Origin of the sequence: Streptomyces sp. NPDC051310 (assembly GCF_044455245.1) — a bacterium.
Taxonomy (GTDB): domain Bacteria; phylum Actinomycetota; class Actinomycetes; order Streptomycetales; family Streptomycetaceae; genus Streptomyces.
Genome location: NZ_JBITEO010000002.1, coordinates 123,597 through 140,769, shown reverse-complemented (window position 1 = coordinate 140,769; position 17,173 = coordinate 123,597). Strand labels below are relative to the sequence as shown.

Below are 17,173 nucleotides of genomic sequence, written 5' to 3'. Positions count from 1 at the left end.
ATGCCCGGGTTCGGCATGCTGCGCGACAACTTCGACGACGGTGTGGTGGACCCGGTGCTCTGGCCGCAGTCCTACGGCGACCCCATGGAGGCCGGCGGCCGGGCCCGCGTGCCGTGCACCACGGGGTACGCGGCGTACCGGTCGGCGTCGGCGTACACCCTCACCTGGTCGCAGATCTCGCTACGCGTATGGCCGCCGGCCCCGGGCGGCGCGACGACCGCGGCCTGCTCAATCCTCGTGCTCAGCGGTACGGGCGGCACTGACGCGGGGTTCCTCGTGGACCGGGCGCAGGGCGCGCTGGGCGTGTATCTGCGCGTCGGCTACGCCGATCCCGGCGCGGTGTTCCCCGCCTACGATCCGGTGGCGCACGCGTGGCTGCGGCTGCGGGAGGACGCCGGGCTCCTGTACTGGGAGGCGTCCCCGGACGGCGTCACGTGGAGCGTGCTGCGTACCGCGGCCGCGCCCGTGTGGACCGCGCAGCCGGACCTGTCGCTGCTGCTGGAGGCGCACCGTGACGCCGGGACGCCGGACCATGCAGAGTTCGGTTCCCTCAACATCACCCGGCCCGGGACGGTCACGCCCTCGTTGAGGACGACGGCCGGGCCCGGGCCGTTTACCCGTACCGGCCCGACGCTGAGCGGAGGCTGACATGCCCTACGACCTCGGCGCCGTGGTGCCGCTCGGCACGACCGTGCGGGACGGCGCAGGCGCGCTCGCCAACGCGGGCAGCATGACCCTGGCCATCACCCTGCCCGACAGCACCACCGTCACCGTCTCGCCGGTCACCCCCGCGTCGACCGGCACCTACACCTACGACTACACCACCACCCAGGCAGGGCGGCACACGGTGCGCTGGCTGGCCACGGGCGTCAACGCCGGCGCGTACACCGACGTGTTCGACGTCAGCGCCGCCGCGTCGACCGCCCTGTTCTCCCTGGCCGAGGCCAAGCGCCACCTGAACCTGACCACGACCACGCAGGACGACGAGGTCCGCGAATGGATCGCCACCACGACCGAGGCCGTCGAGTTCTTCGTCGGCCCGGTCATCGTGCGCTCCGTCACCGAGGATCACCACTTCACCCGGGCCAGCGCCCTCGTGCTGCGCCAGACCCCGGTCCTGGAGGTCACCATGCTCGCCGGGATCCTGACCGGCGGCACCTCCTACCTCGCCGCCGACCTCGCCCTGGACTCCGCCAGCGGTGTCGTGCAGCGTCTCGACGGCGCCACGCTGTCCGGGCCGCTGCGCATCACCTACACCGCCGGCCGCAGGGTCGTACCGCCCGCCATCCGCGCAGCCGCGAAAATCATCCTGCAACACCTGTGGCGGACCCAGCAGGGACCGGGCCGGCCGCAGCGCGGCCTCGATGATTTCGACGTCAACGAGCCCATCCCGGGCCTGGGCTACGCCATCCCCAACCGGGCGATGCAGCTGCTCAGCGCCCACCAGCTCCCCCCGGCGGTGGCGTGATGGCCACCTCCGCCGTACCCGCAGCGATCGACGCGCTGCTCGCCCTGCTGCAGGCGGCGCCGGAACTCGCCGGCGTCCAAGTCCTCGACGGCCCCCCGGCCGTTGACATGGCGGCCGCCGACTTCATCTCCGTCGGGTGGCAGCCCGAGAGCGACGACGCCGCCCAGCTGCAGCAGCGCTTCGCCTACGCAGGTGCCCGCCGCCGCGACGAGGAGTTCGTCATCCTCGGCTGGCTGGAGTCCTGGACCGGCGACGCCGACATCAGGCCCCGCCGGCTCCGGGCGTTCGAACTGCTCGCCACGCTCGAGACCATCCTGCGCGCGACCGACGCCGCACCGACCGCGCCCACCCTTGAGGGCACGGTGCTGTGGTCGGAGTTCACCGCCGGCGCGCTGCGCCAGCAGTTCACCAACGAGGGCACCAGAGCGGGTATCGCCTGGGCCGTCGCGGGCCGCGCCCGCATCTGAACACCCCCACCTACCAAGGAGTGAGCGATGGCGCGAGTGCGCTTTCTCGGTCCCGAGCAGGTCATCGTGCCGGAGCTCGGGGGCCGCGCTGTAGAGCCGGACGAGGTCGTCGAGGTGCCGGACCACCGGTACGGCGGCTACGTCTGCCAGACCACCCTGTGGGAGGGCGTGGAGGAACCCGAGGACTGGGAGGAGCCGGAGCCCCCGGCGCCGGCCGAGCCGCCCACCGAGGCGGTACAGCCGGTCGCCCAGGCCGAGGCCGTCGAGCCGCAGCCCAAGACAGAGACCGCGGCCGCGCCGGTGGAACCCGTCCCGGCCGTCGACCCGGCACCCAGGAACCCGGTGAAGAAGACCAGCGCGGCCCGGCCGCAGAGGGAGGGCTGATCCATGGCGATCGGATCCGGTCTCGGAGCACAGATCGGCATCGCTGCCGAGAGCAGCTACGGAACGTTCGTCGCGCCGACGAAGTTCATCGAGTTCACCAAGGAGTCGCTCGTCCTGAAGAAGACGACGGCCCAGTCCAGCGGCATCGCCGCGGGGCGGCTGATGGCGCTGTCGTCGCGGCGCGTGGTCACCCAGACCGAGGGTGGCGGCACCCTGGAGATGGAGGTCACCAACAAGGGCATGGGCGTACTCCTCCAGAGCCTCATGGGGACGACCGTCACCCCGGTGCAGCAGGCTGCGACCACGGCGTATCTCCAGACCCACACCCTGGCCGACACCTGGGGCAAGAGCCTGACCATCCAGAAGGGCGTGCCGCTCACCACCGGGACGGTCACGGACAAAAGCTTCGTCGGCTGCAAGATCGTCGGGGCCGAGTTCTCCTGCGGCGTGGGCGAGATGCTCACCTCGTCGTGGGAGATCGACGCCAAGTCGGTGGACGAGGGGCAGACCCTCGCGGCCGCGTCGTACTCCAGCATGGCCCCGTTCCACTTCGGGCAGCTCGCCGTGAAGACCGGGACCTACGGCGCGGAGACCGCGCTGGACGGCGTGCGCAAGGTGTCCGTGAAGATCGAGCGGCCGCAGGCGACCGACCGGTTCTACGCCGGGCAGTCCGGCACCAAGAAGGAGCCCATCAGCAACGACTTGGTCAAGATCACCGGGTCGCTGGAGATGGACTACGTCGCCACCACCGTGGACGACCTGCACACCTCCGACGGCGCGACGTCCTGCGTCATCGAGTGGGTCGGCCCGCTCATCGCGGCCACGCACTACGAGACGTTCCGCATCAAGCTGCCCGCGATCCGGATCGACGACGCCCCGCCGACCGTCGAGGGCTTCGACGTCGTGAGGCCCACGTTCTCCTTCACGGCGCTGTACGACGGCACGAACGCCGTGGCCATCGAGTACATGTCGACCGACAGCACCCTGTGAGGTGACGCCGTGCGCAGCGTGCAGATCCTCGGCACCGGCCAGCTGCTGGAGCTGCAGCGCAGGCTGCGCGCGGCCGGCCACGAGAACATCCGCAGTTCGATGCAGCGCCGTATCCGCCGGGCGGCCGAGCCGCTGCGCAACGACATGCGGGACACCATCCGCTCCCTGCCCATCAGGGCGGAGCCCCGCAAGCCAGGGAAGCGCGGTGGCCCGTCGCCGACCACGCGCCCGCTGCGCGCCACGATCGCAGGCGCCGTCCGCATCTCGGTGCGGACGACCGGCAGCCCCGGCGCGCGTGTGTGGATCGACCGGGCCTCCCTGCCGGCCGACCTGCGCGACATGCCCGGAACGATGAACAGCTCGGACGGCCGGATCCGGCACCCCGTGTTCGGTAACCGGCGCCGCTGGGCGAACCAGTGGACGACCCCGATGTGGTGGGAGAAGACCGTCCGATCCCACACCCCCCGTATGACCGCCGAGGTGGCGCGCGTCCTGGACGACGTGCGCAATCGACTCACCTAGGAGCAACTCATGATCGTGATCTACACCCCGCAGGGCGGCGAGCCCGAGCACTACGACGCCCGCACGCTGCTCGTCTCGGAGGCTTCGATCGTCTCCCGCACCATCGACAAGAAGTGGGGAGAGATCAAGACCGGCCTGGAGCAGGAAGACCTGGACGCGATGCGCGGCGTTGTGTGGGTCCTGAAGAAGCGCACCCAGCCGGCGCTCCGCTGGGGTGAGTTCGACCCGGGCGTCGAGGACATGGTCGCGCGCATGGACGACAAGGAGATCCGGGCCTGGCTCGAAGGGGCGCTGACCATCCGGGCGCAGGAACCCGAGATCACGGATGAAGAGTTCGCCGCGGTCGCGGAACGCATGGTCCAGCAAGCCGCCGACCCGGACCGGGCCCGCGAGGTGCTGGCCGAGCTGATCGAGGAGGCCAAGGGAAAAGAGGCCGGCCCGGCCCCGCAGCAGGAAGCGGCCGAGTCTTCGAGCCCGACCCCGACATCGACCGAGCCCGACAGCAGTACCTCGGTCTCTTCGCTCACCTCCTCCACATCCCTGCTCCTCAGCTCGACCAGCTGACCGTCGACGACTTCGACGTCTACACCGCCTGGATCGACGAGCACCTCGCGCAGCACTCGGAAGGAGGTGCCTGATCGTGGCGGACTCCCGCATGAGCTTCACCGTGACCGGACGGGACGAGCTCTCCCCCGCGCTGGACCGGGCGGGAGACTCCGCCGACCGGCTCTCCCGCCGCCTGTCGGCCGCGGCCCGCGACGGCGGCACGGCCGTCGAGCAGCTGCGCAGCTCGCTGATGTCCCTGGCCCCGGCGGCCATCCCTGTCGCGGCCTCGCTCGCACCGATCGCTGCGGGCACCGCTGCGGTGGCGGCCGGCGCCATCGCCTACACAGCCGCGCTCGGCCCGCAGATCGCCGCGCTCGGCGAGGTCTCGGAGGCCGAGAAGAAGTACCAGGACGCCGTGGCCGAGAGCGGAGCCCGGTCGCAGGAGGCGGTCAAGGCACAGGCCGCCTACGCGCGGCAGGCGTCCAAGCTGCCGCAGCCGACCCGCGAGGCCGCCGCCGCCCTGTCCGTCTTCAAGGAGGAGTACAAGGAGTGGTCCGCCGCCTCGGCCGCGGACACCATGACCCCGATCACCAAGTCCTTCGCCGTCTTCGGCGCGGTGCTGCCGAAGCTGACGCCGATGGCCCGCTCGTTCGGCCGCGAGCTGGACCGCACGATCACCCTCGCGGGCGGCGCGGTCAGCACCCCCGGTTTCGACCGGTTCATGGACAAGGTGTCAGCTTTCACCGACCGGAGCCTGCAGCGCGCGAACGACGGGCTGGTCAGCTTCCTGCGCCGCGCCGACACCGGCGAGGTCGGCGGCGGGCTGCGTCGCTTCATGGACTACGCCAGGCAGCAGGGCCCGCTCGTCGGGGACACGCTGGGGCACATCGGCCAGGCACTCGGCAACCTGTTGGAGGCCGGGTCCGAGGTCGGCGTCGGCATGCTCCAGGCGGTCAACGTGCTCGCGTCCATCGTGTCCGCCGTGCCGCCGGAGGCGATCGCGACGCTGCTGCAGCTCGCCATCGCCATCAAGGCGGTCCGCCTCGCCGCGATCGGCCTGGCCGCGGCACGCGCGGCGGTGGTCGGGTTCGGTGCGTCGGTCATGGCGATGCATACCGCAGCGGCCGGGGCAACCGGCCGCATGGCCGCGCTCGGCGCTTCGTTCGGCGCGCTGTCCCGCAGCGCCCGCCTCGCGGTCGCCGGCACGGGTATCGGCCTGCTCCTGATCACCCTGTCCGAGCTGATGTCGATCGGGCGGCAGGCGCCGGCCGACATGGACAAGATGACCTCGTCGGTCGCGCAGTTCGGCCGCACGGGCAAGCTCGGCGGCGAGGCGGCCCGGATGTTGGGCTCCGACCTCGGCGAGCTGGAGAAGTCCCTCCGTACCCTGTCCCGGCCCTCGAACTACGAGGCGTCGGTGCAGTGGCTCGGCCAGCTCATCGGCATGGACTCCACCCCGTTCAAGATCGCCAAGGAACAGGTCGGCGCCCTCGACGAGGCGCTGGCCCAGCTGGTCCGCAACGGCAACCCCCAGCTCGCCGAGGCCGCTTTCAAGCAGGCCGCGGCCGGCTTGGGAGAGCTCGGCAAGACGGAGCTGCGCGGGCAGCTCAGCGCCTACAAGCAGGCCCTCGCCGACGTGGCGTTCGAAGCCCGCCTGGTCGCCGAGTCCCAGGGGCTTTTCGGGCAGCAGGCCGCCGCGGTTAAGGCCAAGCTGGACGCGCAGAAGCTCAGCACCGATGGCCTGCGCGACAGCCTCCACGCGCTGAACAATGCGAACCTCATGGCGCGCGGCGGGATGCGCGGCATGGAGGCGGCCATCGACGCGGCCGCCGCAGCGGTCCAGGCCAACGGCCGCACCCTCGACATCAACACCGAGAAGGGGCGGGCCAACAGTCAGGCCCTGGACGACCTCGCCTCGGCCACCATGAAGGCCGCCGAGTCGGCCCGGGAGAACGGCGCGTCGTGGGAGACCGTCAACGGGATCCATCAGCGCGGACACACCCAGCTCATCAAGACCGCCCAGCTGATGGGGCTCGACGAGCAGGCGGCGCGCAAGCTCGCCGCCCAGATCCTGGCCACGCCGAACAAGACGGCGATGCTGCGGGGCGACCTGACCGACCTGAAGGCGAAGCTCGCCGACGCCAAGGGCCGGCTGAAGACGGTGCCCGACTCCAACAAGGCCCGCGTCCGTGCAGAGATCTCCGACCTGGAAACGAAGATCCGCATCGCGCAGGCGAAGCTCGCGTCGGTGGACGGCAAGACAGCCACCACCTACATCAACACCGTCTACTCGTCGGCCAACCGAACGAAGATCGTTAACGGTGTGGCGACCCGCGCGCAGGGCGGCATCGTCCGCCGGGCGCCCGGCGGGCCGGTGCGCGGGCCGGGCACCTCCACGTCCGACTCGATCCCGGCGCTCCTCTCGAACGGCGAGTACGTCATCCGCGCGGCTTCCGTCCGCCGGTACGGCGAGCGGTTCATGGACGCCCTGAACGAGGGCCGTCTCGGCGCGGGGCTCGGCGGCGGGATGTCCGGCGCCGGAGCGGCCGCGGGCGCTGGCCTGGCGGCGGGGCTGAGGGGCTCGGCGGGCCAGGTCGACCTCGCGGCCCGCGTGATGGCGGCCGCGGTGTCGTCCGGCGTGCGGGCTGAACTGGAGATCGCCTCCCCGTCGAAGAAGATGCAGGCCATCGCCAAGGACATCGGCGCGGGTCTGATCACGGGCCTGACCGGGACGCGGGCGCAGATCTCCGCCACGGCGAAGGATCTGGCCAAGGACATCGCGGCCGCGTTCCGAGGGCAGCGCACCACGCTGGACGACCGGCTGATCGCCAGCGTGAACCGGACGAACGCCAAGCTCCAGGGCCTGGCCGCCCAGCGCGACGCGATCACCGCGAAGATCAAGCAGGCGGGTGAGTTCGCGACCGGGCTCATCACCTCGGCACGGCAGTCCGCCGGCCTGTCCAACCTCGGCATGTCCGACGAGGACGTGACACTCGGCGGGATCACCAGCGGCCTCGGCCAGAAGCTCGCCAGGATCCAGCAGTTCACCCGCTACATCCAGATCCTCGCCAAGCGGGGGCTGAACAAGGGGCTGCTGCAGCAGATCCTGAACATGGGCCCGGAGTCCGGCTACGCCTACGCCAGCGCGCTGGCCGGCGCCGGCACCTCGGCCCTGCGCCAGGTCAACAGCCTGCAAGGCCAGCTCGACGACGCGACCCAAGCCATGGGCCGCGCCGGAGCCGACGCGATGTACGACACCGGCAAGCAGGCCGGCCGCGGGTATCTCGACGGGCTGATGTCCCAGCGCGCGGCCATCGAGAAAGCCATGCTCGACCTCGCCAAGAGCATGCAGCGTGCGATCAAGAAGGCCCTCGGCATCAAGAGCCCGAGCCGCGTCATGGCGGAGCTGGGCCGGTACTCCACCCAGGGGCTGGCCGTCGGCATGGCCGAGGGCCTGCCCGCGCTGGACCGGACCGCCGCCGCGGTGGCGTCGCGGATGGCGCCACGCCTCGGCCGGGTCTCGCCGGGCCGGGTGGCGACGGTCGCCGCTGCTCAGCCGGTGCGCGTGTCCATCGACATCCACGGCGCCCTGGACCCGGTCGCCGTGGGCCGGGAGGTACAGAAGGTGCTGCTCAACCTGAAGAGAACGCAGGGCGTGAACGTGACGCTGGGGGTGGGCTGATGACGCGGCTGGTGGTGGAGGCAGGGTTCGGGTCCACGGTGTCCACCCCGGCCGCGTCGATCACGTGGACCGACATCACTCAATATGTCGACATTCAGAGCGCCAAAATCAGTATCACCCGCGGCGCGTCGGACGAGCTGTCGGACATCCAGCCCGGCACGTGCAGCCTGACCCTGGACAACACCGGCGGCCGCTTCACCCCGGGGCTGTCGAGCAGCCCGTACTACCCGAACATCAAGAAGAACACCCCGCTCAGGGTGCGGGTCATCACCACGGCGAAGAACCTGCTGCAGGATCCGGGGTTCGCCACCGGGGTGAGCGACTGGACCAGCTCCGGCACACCGACCCGCACCACCTCGGCGACCCACGTCCAGGACGGCACCCAGGCGATGCTCATCACCTGGGGCGCCGTCTCCGGCCAGACCATGACCAGCCCGAAGATCAGCGGCTTCCAGATCGGCCGCCGGTACACGTTCTCCGCCTACGTGTGGGTACCCTCCGGGGACGCACCGGTCCGGCTGACCGTGGCCGACGTGACCACCGGCAACCAGAACACCACCTTCGACGGGTTCGAGCGGCTGAGCGTCTCCTGGACCGCGACGTCCACCACCCACCAGGTGCGGATCGGCGCAATCGGCACACCGGCCGTCGGCGACCAGGTGTGGGTCGACGCGTGCCAGGTCGAGGAAGCGAGCAGCGCCACCGCCTACGACGGCACCGGCGCCCGGGACCACCACAGGTTCTGGGGCATGGTCAACGACTGGCCCACGAAGTGGTCGGGGTTGTACAGCAGCGCGACGATCACGTGCACCGACCTGTTCAAGCGGTTGAACAGGTTGCCGGCGCTGCGGTCCTGCCTCACCGAGGAAGTGCTGCTCGACGAGCCCGCGGCGTACTACCCGCTGACCGAGCCGTCCGACTCGACCAGCGCCGGCGACCTGTCCGGCATCACGGCCGGGTCACTCGCCATCACCCAGGCCGGGGCCGGCGGCACGCTCGCCTTCGCCGCAGCGGACGGGCCCGCAGCGACCGGCGAACAGATCCCCCTCTTCACCCCGGTGTCCGCGTCCGCGGGCAAGTACCTGGTGGCGGACCTCGGCGCGACCTACGAGGCACGCTCCTCCACCCAGTGGAACCACTTCGAAGCCTGGTTCTCCACCACGACGGTCAGCCGGGTCATCTTCGCCGTGACGTCTACGGACGAGGACAACCAGATCATCTTCAGCCTCACCGCGTCGGGGGTCCTTCAGATCGAGTGCACCCGCACGAACGCGCCCGTTACCATCGTCGGCACGACGAGCAGCAACCTCGCTGACGGGGCGCTGCACCACATCGTGTACGACGAGCAGGCCCAAGACGTATGGGTCGACGGGGCCCTGGTCGCCGTCGGCACCGTCGAGCTGCAGTACCGGCTGCGGACCTTGCATGTCGGGGGCTTCAAGGGCGGGCGGCTGTGGTCCGGCAGCATCGGCCACGTCGCCCTGTACACCGACCCGACCGCGTCGCTCGGCGCGGACCTCGCGCTGCACTACACCTCCGGCACCACGGCCCACGACGGGGAGACCGCGGACGAGCGGATCCAGCGCCTCGCCTCCTACGCCTCGGTGACCTCGGTGACCGTGACCGGCACGGCCCACGACCCGGTCGCCGGGCAGGGCCCGGGCGGGCAGGGCGCGCTGGCCCGGATGAAGGAGGTCGAGCAGACCGAGGGCGCGAAGCTGCTGGCTGAGCGCTCCTCGTTCGGGCTGGCGTACCAGGGGCGCGACGTCCGCTACAACCCCGACCCGCTCAGCGAGGCGTTCTCGATCGCCTACGCCGACCTGGAGACCGACAGCGTCGAGGTCCGCGACGACGACCAGAAGCTCACGAACACGATCGTCGCGTCGCGTCCGGGCGGCGCCACGCAGCGCGTCCTCAACGACAGCAGCCGCGCTGCCTACGGGATCTACCAGCAGGACCTGAACCTGCTCAAGACGTCGGACAACTCGGTGCTCGACGCGGCGAACTGGATCATCTCCCGGTACGCCGACCCGCAGCCCGAGGTACGCGAGGTCGCCGTTGAGGCGTATTCGATGAGCACCTACGCCGACATTCTCAACGCCGACATCAGCTCGGTGTTCTCCGTGACCGGCATGCCGGCCGAGGCTCTGTCGTCCTCGGCGACGCTCACGGTCGAGGGCTACACCGAGCAGATCGGCCACGCCCAGCACCGGCTGCAGTTCCACACCTCGCGCACCACCACCGACTCCGTGTGGATCCTCGGGGACCCCGTGTACTCCGTGCTCGACTCCACCACCCGACTCGCCTACTAGGAGACCCTCATGCCGATCGCCGTGGTCAGAGCCGAGACGTTCTACACCCCGCCGCTGTCCATGCCCCGCGACGCGTGGAAGGACGTGCCGGGCGCCGAGCTGGTGTTCAAGTGGTACAGCTCTCGGATGGGCCGCACGGTTGAGCCGCCCGCCGAGGTGGTCGACACCGTGTACTACGCGCGGATCAACCAGAACCGCTGGCTGGTCGACTGCGTGTGCGGCTCGGCGCAGGTGTCGTCCCCGGTCGACCAGCGCGCCGGCTGCACCGAGTGCGGGTGGGGCATGGCCACCGTCATCTACCCCGAGGACGTCGCCGCGGTCGAGGCCAGCCTCATGTCGCAGATGCCGAAGTACCGCAACTGGTGGCACCCGGCCGACCCGATGAACCCCGACGCGCCGGTAGTCGGTGAGGGTACGCCGTGACGTTCACCCCGCGGACCTGGGCGGTCGGCGAGACGGTGACCGCCGCCATCATGAACCAGGAGATCCGCGACCAGTTCAACACGATGCTCGCGGCCTGGACCTCGTACACCCCGACGTGGACCGCGGCCACAACCAACCCGGCCATCGGCAACGGGACGTTGAGCGGCAGGTACATGCGGTACGGCCGGACGTGCTGGGTGCACATCAGCGTCACGATGGGATCGACCACCACCTACGGCAGCGGCGTGTGGGCGTTCACCGCGCCGTTCACCTCCGCCGCGACCGGCACCCGGGTCGGGTCCGCGCACGCGTTCCAGTCCCAGCGGTACGCCGGCAACGTCGTCATCAGCCCGAGCGGCACCAGCGTGCTGCCGTTCTTCCCCGCGAGCTCCGCCGTCTCGAACCTGTCGCAGGCCACCTCCACCGTGCCCGTCACCTGGGCCAACACCGGCCAGCTGCACATGACGTTCACCTACGAGACCACCTGAGCAACTCCGTCCACCGCCCGCCCCGCGCCGTCCCGGCCCGGGGCTCTCGTATTCCTGGAGCCCTCATGGCCTGGTATCCCGCTGCGACCCGGATGGAGTTGCAGCCCGAGTCGGACACGCAGCCCGCGATCCGGCCGACGCAGTTCATCCTGCACAGCATCGCCGCCCCGTGGACCGCGCGCCGCATGTACGAGTACTGGGCCCAGTCCACCAATCTGGACTCCCATTTCGGCCTCGGGTACCAAGGCGACCTCGGCCAGTACATCGGCACCGAGACCCGCGCCGACGCCAACTACCTGGCGAACCGGCGCCCGGACGGGACCGGCGCCGTGTCCATCGAGACTGCGTCGAACCTCGAGCACACCGACCCGTGGACCGACGCCCAGCTCGAGGCCCTGATCCGGCTCGGGGTGTGGCTGCACCAGCGGCACGACATCCCGCTGCGGATCTGCCGCAGCCACGACGACCCCGGCTTCGGCTACCACAGGCTGCACCCCGCGTGGTCTACCGGCGGCACCGCTTGCCCGGGTGACGCCCGCGTGCGGCAGTTCAAGGACGTTGTGTTCCCGGAGATCGTCCGGCGTGCGACCGGCGGCACCCCGGTCACCGTGCCCAGCGCACCCCCCGTACCCCAGCCCGCTCCCGCAGAGGAGGACCCCGTGCCCGAGGTAGTCACCGAGATCGAGCCCAGCGGGCCGGAGCTCCCGCAGTCCGTGTGGACCCTGCTCCGCATGGCCGACGACACCGCGCTTCTGCAGGGCCCGTGCACGTACAGCGCGACCGCCTATGTCACTGTCACCGGCGAGCCCGGCACCCGCGTCGAGGGCCGCTTCCACGACCTGACCGTGGCGACCGGCCGCGCCTCCCACGACCTGCCCATGGACGGCGGCGTCATCGGCCCCGACGGCACCCTCCACGTCACCCTCACCCGGCCCGGCCGGCTCGCCGACGGCGTCCAGCTCAAGCTCGAACTCCGAGCCGACAAGCCCGCCAAGGTCGAGCACCGCCTGATCCGCTGCCTCCGCTGGGCGGCCTGACCCACCACAAGAACGGAGCACCATGAAGATCTTCGGCAGAGAACCGGTCGTCGTCATCAACACCCTCGCGGCCGTCCTGGGCCTCATCGTCAGCCTGGGCATCACCGGCCTGACCGCAGAGATGGCTGGCGGCATCGTCGGCTTCGTCACCGCGGTTCTCGGCGGCATCGCAGCCGCCATGACCCGCCCCATCGCCCCGCAGGCCTTCACCGCGATCGTCGCCGCCGGAGCCGTGCTCGTCGCCACCTTCGGCTACGACGTCTCCCAGGAAACCGTCGGCGCCATCAACACGGTGGTCCTCGCTGGCCTGACCCTCCTCACCCGAGCTCAGGTGTCGCCGACCACCCCGTCGGCGCCGGTCCGGGGCGTGTAGTGGGGTGCCGTGCGGCCCGGCGGCTGTACAAGCACCTGGGCCGTCGCGGCGTCTTCCTCGCCATCGCAGGCACGGGCAAGTCCTGCTGGGGCATCTCCTTCCTCGTCGACCCGCCCCCCACCGACGGGCTAGGGCTCCTGACCAGCGTGTGCGACATCCGCCTGTGGTCATGGCTGTGGATCACCGCCGGACTCGTCACCTTCGGCTCCGCGTTCCTGCGCGTGGGCCGCGACTGGTTCGGCTTCGTGGCCGCACTGATTCCGCCGTCAGTGTGGGCTATCGCCTATCTCGCCGCCGTCATCAGCGGCGACTACTCCCGCGGCGGCTTCGTCGCGGTCTGGTACCTGACCTCACATGTGGGGGTCATCTGTTGGGCCGCAACGGTGCCCGAGTACTCGGTCCCCCCAGCCCCGCGGCGTGCCCGGAAAGCTGAGGGCGGATGAACGTGGGCGAATGGGCGGCGGTCGTGACCGCGGCGGGGACCGTGCTGGGCGGCGGAGGCTGGTTCGTTGCCCGTGCCACCGTGCGAGCCGCGCAGGTCACAGCAGAGGCGACACGCGCCACGGCCGCAGCCACGGAAGCCGCGGCACAAGCAGCCGCCGCCCCTGCGCGGCAGGCGGCCGACCTAGCAGTACTGCAGGCGAGCGTGAATCGGGTGGACGAAGAGAACTGCCGGCTCCGCGGCCGCGTCTCACGGATGGAGACGCTCCTGCGCGCGTTCTCCTGGACGGTGGACGAGCTCTACCGGTGGGCCCGTGACCCGGTTGGCAAGCCCCCGGACCCGCACCCGCTGGTGGAGGAGTACAACCGAACTGGAGTCTGACATGGAGATTCCTGCTGAGCGGCCTGTGCAGCGGCGCCCGGATCGTGGTGCTGCGGACCTGGAGACGCAGGTCGACCTGGGCTGGCAGGAGCCACCCCCCGAACCGCCCCCGCCGCCGCCACCCGTCGAGCCGCCTCCGGATCCGGAGACGCCGACCCAGCCGGCACAGGAGACGGCGCACATCATGATGCTCGATGCGGCGCTCGTCGACTCGGGCGTCGTGAAGACCGCGGACGACGCGACCGCCGTCACCCGGCTCGCCAAGCTCGATCCGGCGACCGTCGAGACCGTCACACGCTGGATAAAGCGCGGGAAGCCCGGCAACCCGACCGGCAATCCGAAGTGAAGAAGCCCCTCTCGCCTCCGGGCGGGAGGGGCTTTGCTGTCCCCTGATTGGGTGTCACAGCTCTCGATAACATGCCATACCCCAGGTCAGGCGTCCTGCCGGAACCTTGGGGTGATGTCGGCGAACACAGCCTCCGCAGCGTCCACGTGGGCGGCGTTCCGCTGACCCTTGTTCCGCCGGTTCCAGTAGCCGACCGTGGTGGCAGGGTTGTCGTGATCGGCGAATGCCTGGACCTCGGCGAGAGGGACCTCGGCGTCAAGCATGTGCGTGATGCGGCTGGCCCTGAGGACATGAGGTGTGAGCTTCCGGCCGGGCAGCACCTTCGCTCTGCGGCCGAGGCGGGCGAGCAGCCGTGCGACGTCGTGCCGGTCGAGCCGACGCCCCTTGGAGTCCAACAGCAGGGGCCCGTCCTCGCGGCCTTCGGTGTGGGCGTCGAGCAGCTCGGCGACAGAGAGCGGTAGAGGCAACAGCCGCTCCTTCGCTTCCTTGCGAGTGAGGTCGATGTATGAGCGACGCCCGCGTTCCACGCGGGCGTCCAGGTCGGCGGCGCACATCTCGGAGACGCGGCCGGCCAGCGTGTAGAGCAGCATCACGATGAGCAGGTCGAACTCGTTCTCCGCCTGCGCGGCCACAGCCTGGACTTCATCCAGCTCCAGCACCGGCGTACTCGTGGACGTGTTGCCCTTGTCGAACTTGGGCCGGTCGTCCTGGGTGACGGGGTTCTTCGGCAGGTCCATCTTCTCTGCGGCGTAGACGTGCAGGGAGGACAGAGCGTTGAGGTAGCGGCCGATCGACTTCGGTGAGGCGCCCTGAGCTTCCATCCGGATACGCCATGCGCGGATGTGGTCGGCGTTGAAGCAGCCGAGGGCGAACCGCTCATGCCCGAGTTCTTGAGCGTAGGCGGCCCAGATACGGCGGATGTCGTCGGCGTAGGTCCGCTTCGTGTTCACCGAGCCGCGACGGGTGGAGGACAACCAGTCCATCATCATCACGAACGTCTCGGTGGTGACAGCTTCGGCGAGAAGCTCGGCACGGGGCCGGTAAATGCGCTCCTGCCCACGGCGGCCGACCTGGACCACACCAAGGTCGTCGATGAGCTTGCGGCGGACCTCCTCGAATAGGTCCGAGCCGGGCAGCGCGATCGACTGCCCGGCTTGGGTGGCGAGATGCTGGTTGGTCACGCGGCCTTGTCCGTCCGGGCTCGCTGGTACCGCTCACGAGCCGCGATGAACTCGGCATCGTTTCCGCCTCGGTCAGGATGCGCAGCCGCCATGGCCGCCTTCAACTCGGCGAGGTCCGGCTGCTTTGCCTGCTCCACGACGGGCGGGTTGAGGTAGACCGTCGCGTCGGGCTCCCACCAGCCAGCCGAACGTCGCCGGACTTTACCGTCCCGTTCCAGCGCGACGCGGTCCACGAACCGCTGCACTGGGCGCCCCAAGTTCCCGGGGATGTAGTAGATCCGCTTCGGCGTCTTCTTCGTGATCCGGAACTTCACGACGTGCGGCGGTTCGTAGAACCGGTCGTCGTCGGCGACGCTGCTGTCGATGCCGTACAGGAACTCGACCGTCTCGGGGCTGCGGTCGGTGCGGAGCTCCTTGTCGGGGGTGCCTCCGGGCGCCTGAATCATGCTCAAATTCTAGCGCATAAGGGAACGTTATGCGCTACTCGCCCTGCCCCCTGATGAGCTTGTCGAGCCGAGCGCGCGCTGCTGCGAGGCCCTCGGCCTCGTCCAAGGCGCGAAGGGTAAGTCGTGCCTCCGTGGCGTCGAGATAGAGAACGATGACGCCCGCGTCCTTGGCGGCCCGGTCTTCTGTTTCGGTGTAGTTCATGCACACCCAACATGAGGAGCCGACGTCGGTCACACGGCTTCCGCCAACCAGGCGACGCACGAACGCCCCCGTTGCCAGCCGGCCGTGGGGGCGTTGTCGTGTGGGGTCAGCCCCAGACGCTGTCGCGGCGCATGTCGCCTCCCTGAAGTAGGTGCGGCCACCGAGAGTGGGTGCACACCCACGCCCTTTCGGGCCGCTGCGAACGAATCGGCGGCCGCCTGATCACGTTAGGCGGAACGCGTGCTTCATGTCAGCCCCTGTGCACCACCGACATATTCCAGCCGCACATCTACCGCCATGGCTGGTTCAGGTGCATTCTGCTGGTGCGGCACTCGAACCCCCGTCGGGTAGCTCGCATCGGCCCTGCCTGCGTCGACCGCGCAGGCGGGGCCGCGCCGTCCCTCCCGACCTCCCCCCGGGAGGGCAGGCACATGCGCCCACCGAGTTTGGAGGTCTCATGGACAACGCCTACCGACCCCGCACCCTGACCATGCCGGACGGCAATTGGGTCCGCACCGTCGTCCGGGACACCGACGAGGAGGTGGAGCTGACCGACCAGGAGTACTTCGACAGGCACCCGAAGCTGAAGGCGCTGATGGAGGACTGGTCGCAGGGGACCGTGGGCGACTGACCCTCCGCGCCGCTACGCCGCGCCGCCTCCCGGCTCCCCACGGGAGGCTTGGCGCGCGTGCGGATGTGCTCCAGCCCGTGGTCGTTCTTGCCGATTCCGGCATCTGCAGCCCTGTCTGGGTGGGATGATCGCCACCGTCTGGATGCCGCCCCCCCCTTTTTCGGAAGGCCCTTGGTGAACCGCACCGCACGCACTGCCGCACTCGCTACTGCTGCCCTCGCCGTGGTGGCCCTGGCCACGCCCAGCCAGGCCGCCTCCACCACCGGCGCGCTGATGCTCACGCACGTGAGGCCCAACGCCGCCGGACCCGACACTCTCAACGGCGCGCAGCGGAACCTCAACGGCGAGTACTTCGTCATCAAGAACGTCACCAGCCGGGCCGTCAACACCGGCGGCTACATCCCCGACATCACCACCAACACTTACGGCCGCGCGCTGCCGTCGTACAGCCTGCCGGCTGGCGCGAAGGCCTACGTGCACACCGGCAGCGGCCGCCATTACCGCGACAGCAGCGGCGCGCACCACATCTACCGCGGCTACGGTCGCCACGTCCTACTGAACACCAGCACCGCTAAGAACCCGGACCTGCGGCTGAAGAAGCCGGGCAGCCTGGACAACAACACCGCCACCGGCAGCATCACCGCCTGCAACTGGAACACCGCCGCCGACGGCACCACCTACGCCTGCTGATACCCGCACGATCCCGCACGCGGGGTACACGCCGGCACCGGCGTGTACCCCGCGTGCTTCGCTTTCCCGGAGGCGCCCGTCTCGGTGCCGGATCGCCGACCGCGAGGATGCGGTGGAGATGCCACATCCGTGCCGGTCCTCATAGTCTGGGTATCCACCCCA

21 protein-coding genes are annotated in these 17,173 nt (G+C 70.2%); 18 read left to right on the top strand and 3 right to left on the bottom strand.

The window, feature by feature from the left end:
• From ACIA79_RS03305 to ACIA79_RS03230, 16 genes are all read left to right on the top strand, one after another.
• A complete protein-coding gene (locus ACIA79_RS03305) occupies positions 1-648 on the top strand; it encodes a hypothetical protein (protein WP_399426424.1) in 648 nt (215 codons plus the stop codon).
• Position 649: 1 nt separating this feature from the next.
• Positions 650-1,468, top strand: coding sequence for a hypothetical protein (locus tag ACIA79_RS03300; protein ID WP_399426423.1), 819 nt, complete (start codon positions 650-652; stop codon positions 1,466-1,468).
• On the top strand, positions 1,468-1,935 hold the full coding sequence (locus tag ACIA79_RS03295; RefSeq protein ID WP_399426422.1) for a hypothetical protein: 468 nt from the start codon (positions 1,468-1,470) through the stop codon (positions 1,933-1,935). The genes ACIA79_RS03300 and ACIA79_RS03295 overlap by 1 nt, the downstream gene beginning before the upstream one ends.
• Before the next feature lie 27 nt (positions 1,936-1,962).
• Positions 1,963-2,319 carry a hypothetical protein gene (locus tag ACIA79_RS03290; protein ID WP_399426421.1) on the top strand — a complete coding sequence of 119 codons (357 nt, stop codon included), beginning with the start codon at positions 1,963-1,965 and terminating at the stop codon, positions 2,317-2,319.
• A gap of 3 nt (positions 2,320-2,322) precedes the next feature.
• A complete protein-coding gene (locus ACIA79_RS03285; RefSeq protein ID WP_399426420.1) occupies positions 2,323-3,309 on the top strand; it encodes a phage tail tube protein in 987 nt (328 codons plus the stop codon).
• A gap of 9 nt (positions 3,310-3,318) precedes the next feature.
• Entirely contained in the window at positions 3,319-3,831 is a 513-nt protein-coding gene (locus ACIA79_RS03280) for a hypothetical protein (RefSeq protein ID WP_399426419.1), read from the top strand.
• Positions 3,832-3,840: 9 nt separating this feature from the next.
• Positions 3,841-4,395, top strand: coding sequence for a hypothetical protein (locus ACIA79_RS03275; RefSeq protein ID WP_399426418.1), 555 nt, complete (start codon positions 3,841-3,843; stop codon positions 4,393-4,395).
• 76 nt (positions 4,396-4,471) lie between these two features.
• Positions 4,472-8,059, top strand: coding sequence for a hypothetical protein (locus ACIA79_RS03270; protein WP_399426416.1), 3,588 nt, complete (start codon positions 4,472-4,474; stop codon positions 8,057-8,059).
• Complete coding sequence (locus ACIA79_RS03265; protein WP_399426415.1) at positions 8,059-10,371, top strand: carbohydrate binding domain-containing protein; 2,313 nt, start codon at positions 8,059-8,061, stop codon at positions 10,369-10,371. The genes ACIA79_RS03270 and ACIA79_RS03265 overlap by 1 nt, the downstream gene beginning before the upstream one ends.
• Before the next feature lie 9 nt (positions 10,372-10,380).
• A complete protein-coding gene (locus tag ACIA79_RS03260; protein ID WP_399426414.1) occupies positions 10,381-10,794 on the top strand; it encodes a hypothetical protein in 414 nt (137 codons plus the stop codon).
• The gene (locus ACIA79_RS03255) at positions 10,791-11,282 is read left to right on the top strand and encodes a hypothetical protein (RefSeq protein ID WP_399426413.1); all 492 of its coding nucleotides are present in this window, start codon (positions 10,791-10,793) and stop codon (positions 11,280-11,282) included. The genes ACIA79_RS03260 and ACIA79_RS03255 overlap by 4 nt, the downstream gene beginning before the upstream one ends.
• A 65-nt stretch (positions 11,283-11,347) precedes the next feature.
• Positions 11,348-12,319, top strand: coding sequence for an N-acetylmuramoyl-L-alanine amidase (locus ACIA79_RS03250; RefSeq protein WP_399426412.1), 972 nt, complete (start codon positions 11,348-11,350; stop codon positions 12,317-12,319).
• A 22-nt stretch (positions 12,320-12,341) separates the two neighbouring features.
• Positions 12,342-12,692, top strand: coding sequence for a hypothetical protein (locus tag ACIA79_RS03245; RefSeq protein ID WP_399426411.1), 351 nt, complete (start codon positions 12,342-12,344; stop codon positions 12,690-12,692).
• On the top strand, positions 12,692-13,135 hold the full coding sequence (locus ACIA79_RS03240; RefSeq protein ID WP_399426410.1) for a hypothetical protein: 444 nt from the start codon (positions 12,692-12,694) through the stop codon (positions 13,133-13,135). Before ACIA79_RS03245 ends, ACIA79_RS03240 begins: the two co-directional genes overlap by 1 nt.
• Before the next feature lie 212 nt (positions 13,136-13,347).
• Positions 13,348-13,515, top strand: coding sequence for a hypothetical protein (locus ACIA79_RS03235; RefSeq protein ID WP_399426409.1), 168 nt, complete (start codon positions 13,348-13,350; stop codon positions 13,513-13,515).
• Position 13,516: 1 nt separating this feature from the next.
• Positions 13,517-13,861 (top strand): hypothetical protein, encoded by a 345-nt coding sequence (locus ACIA79_RS03230; RefSeq protein ID WP_399426408.1) that lies wholly within the window; start codon positions 13,517-13,519, stop codon positions 13,859-13,861.
• 86 nt (positions 13,862-13,947) lie between these two features.
• Here ACIA79_RS03230 and ACIA79_RS03225 read toward each other — a convergent pair whose 3' ends face one another.
• Genes ACIA79_RS03225 through ACIA79_RS03215 form a run of 3 tightly spaced genes read right to left on the bottom strand, consistent with a single transcriptional unit; the run spans position 13,948 to position 15,690 of the window.
• On the bottom strand, positions 13,948-15,042 hold the full coding sequence (locus ACIA79_RS03225; RefSeq protein ID WP_399426407.1) for a tyrosine-type recombinase/integrase: 1,095 nt from the start codon (positions 15,040-15,042) through the stop codon (positions 13,948-13,950).
• Positions 15,039-15,488 carry a hypothetical protein gene (locus tag ACIA79_RS03220; protein ID WP_399426406.1) on the bottom strand — a complete coding sequence of 150 codons (450 nt, stop codon included), beginning with the start codon at positions 15,486-15,488 and terminating at the stop codon, positions 15,039-15,041. The genes ACIA79_RS03225 and ACIA79_RS03220 overlap by 4 nt, the downstream gene beginning before the upstream one ends.
• Positions 15,489-15,522: 34 nt before the next feature.
• Positions 15,523-15,690 (bottom strand): hypothetical protein, encoded by a 168-nt coding sequence (locus tag ACIA79_RS03215; RefSeq protein WP_399426405.1) that lies wholly within the window; start codon positions 15,688-15,690, stop codon positions 15,523-15,525.
• A 457-nt stretch (positions 15,691-16,147) separates the two neighbouring features.
• Between ACIA79_RS03215 and ACIA79_RS03210 the strand changes: the two genes are divergently transcribed.
• On the top strand, positions 16,148-16,321 hold the full coding sequence (locus tag ACIA79_RS03210; RefSeq protein WP_399426404.1) for a hypothetical protein: 174 nt from the start codon (positions 16,148-16,150) through the stop codon (positions 16,319-16,321).
• Positions 16,322-16,495: 174 nt separating this feature from the next.
• Positions 16,496-17,011 (top strand): hypothetical protein, encoded by a 516-nt coding sequence (locus tag ACIA79_RS03205; protein ID WP_399426403.1) that lies wholly within the window; start codon positions 16,496-16,498, stop codon positions 17,009-17,011.
• Positions 17,012-17,173: the final 162 nt, after the last annotated feature.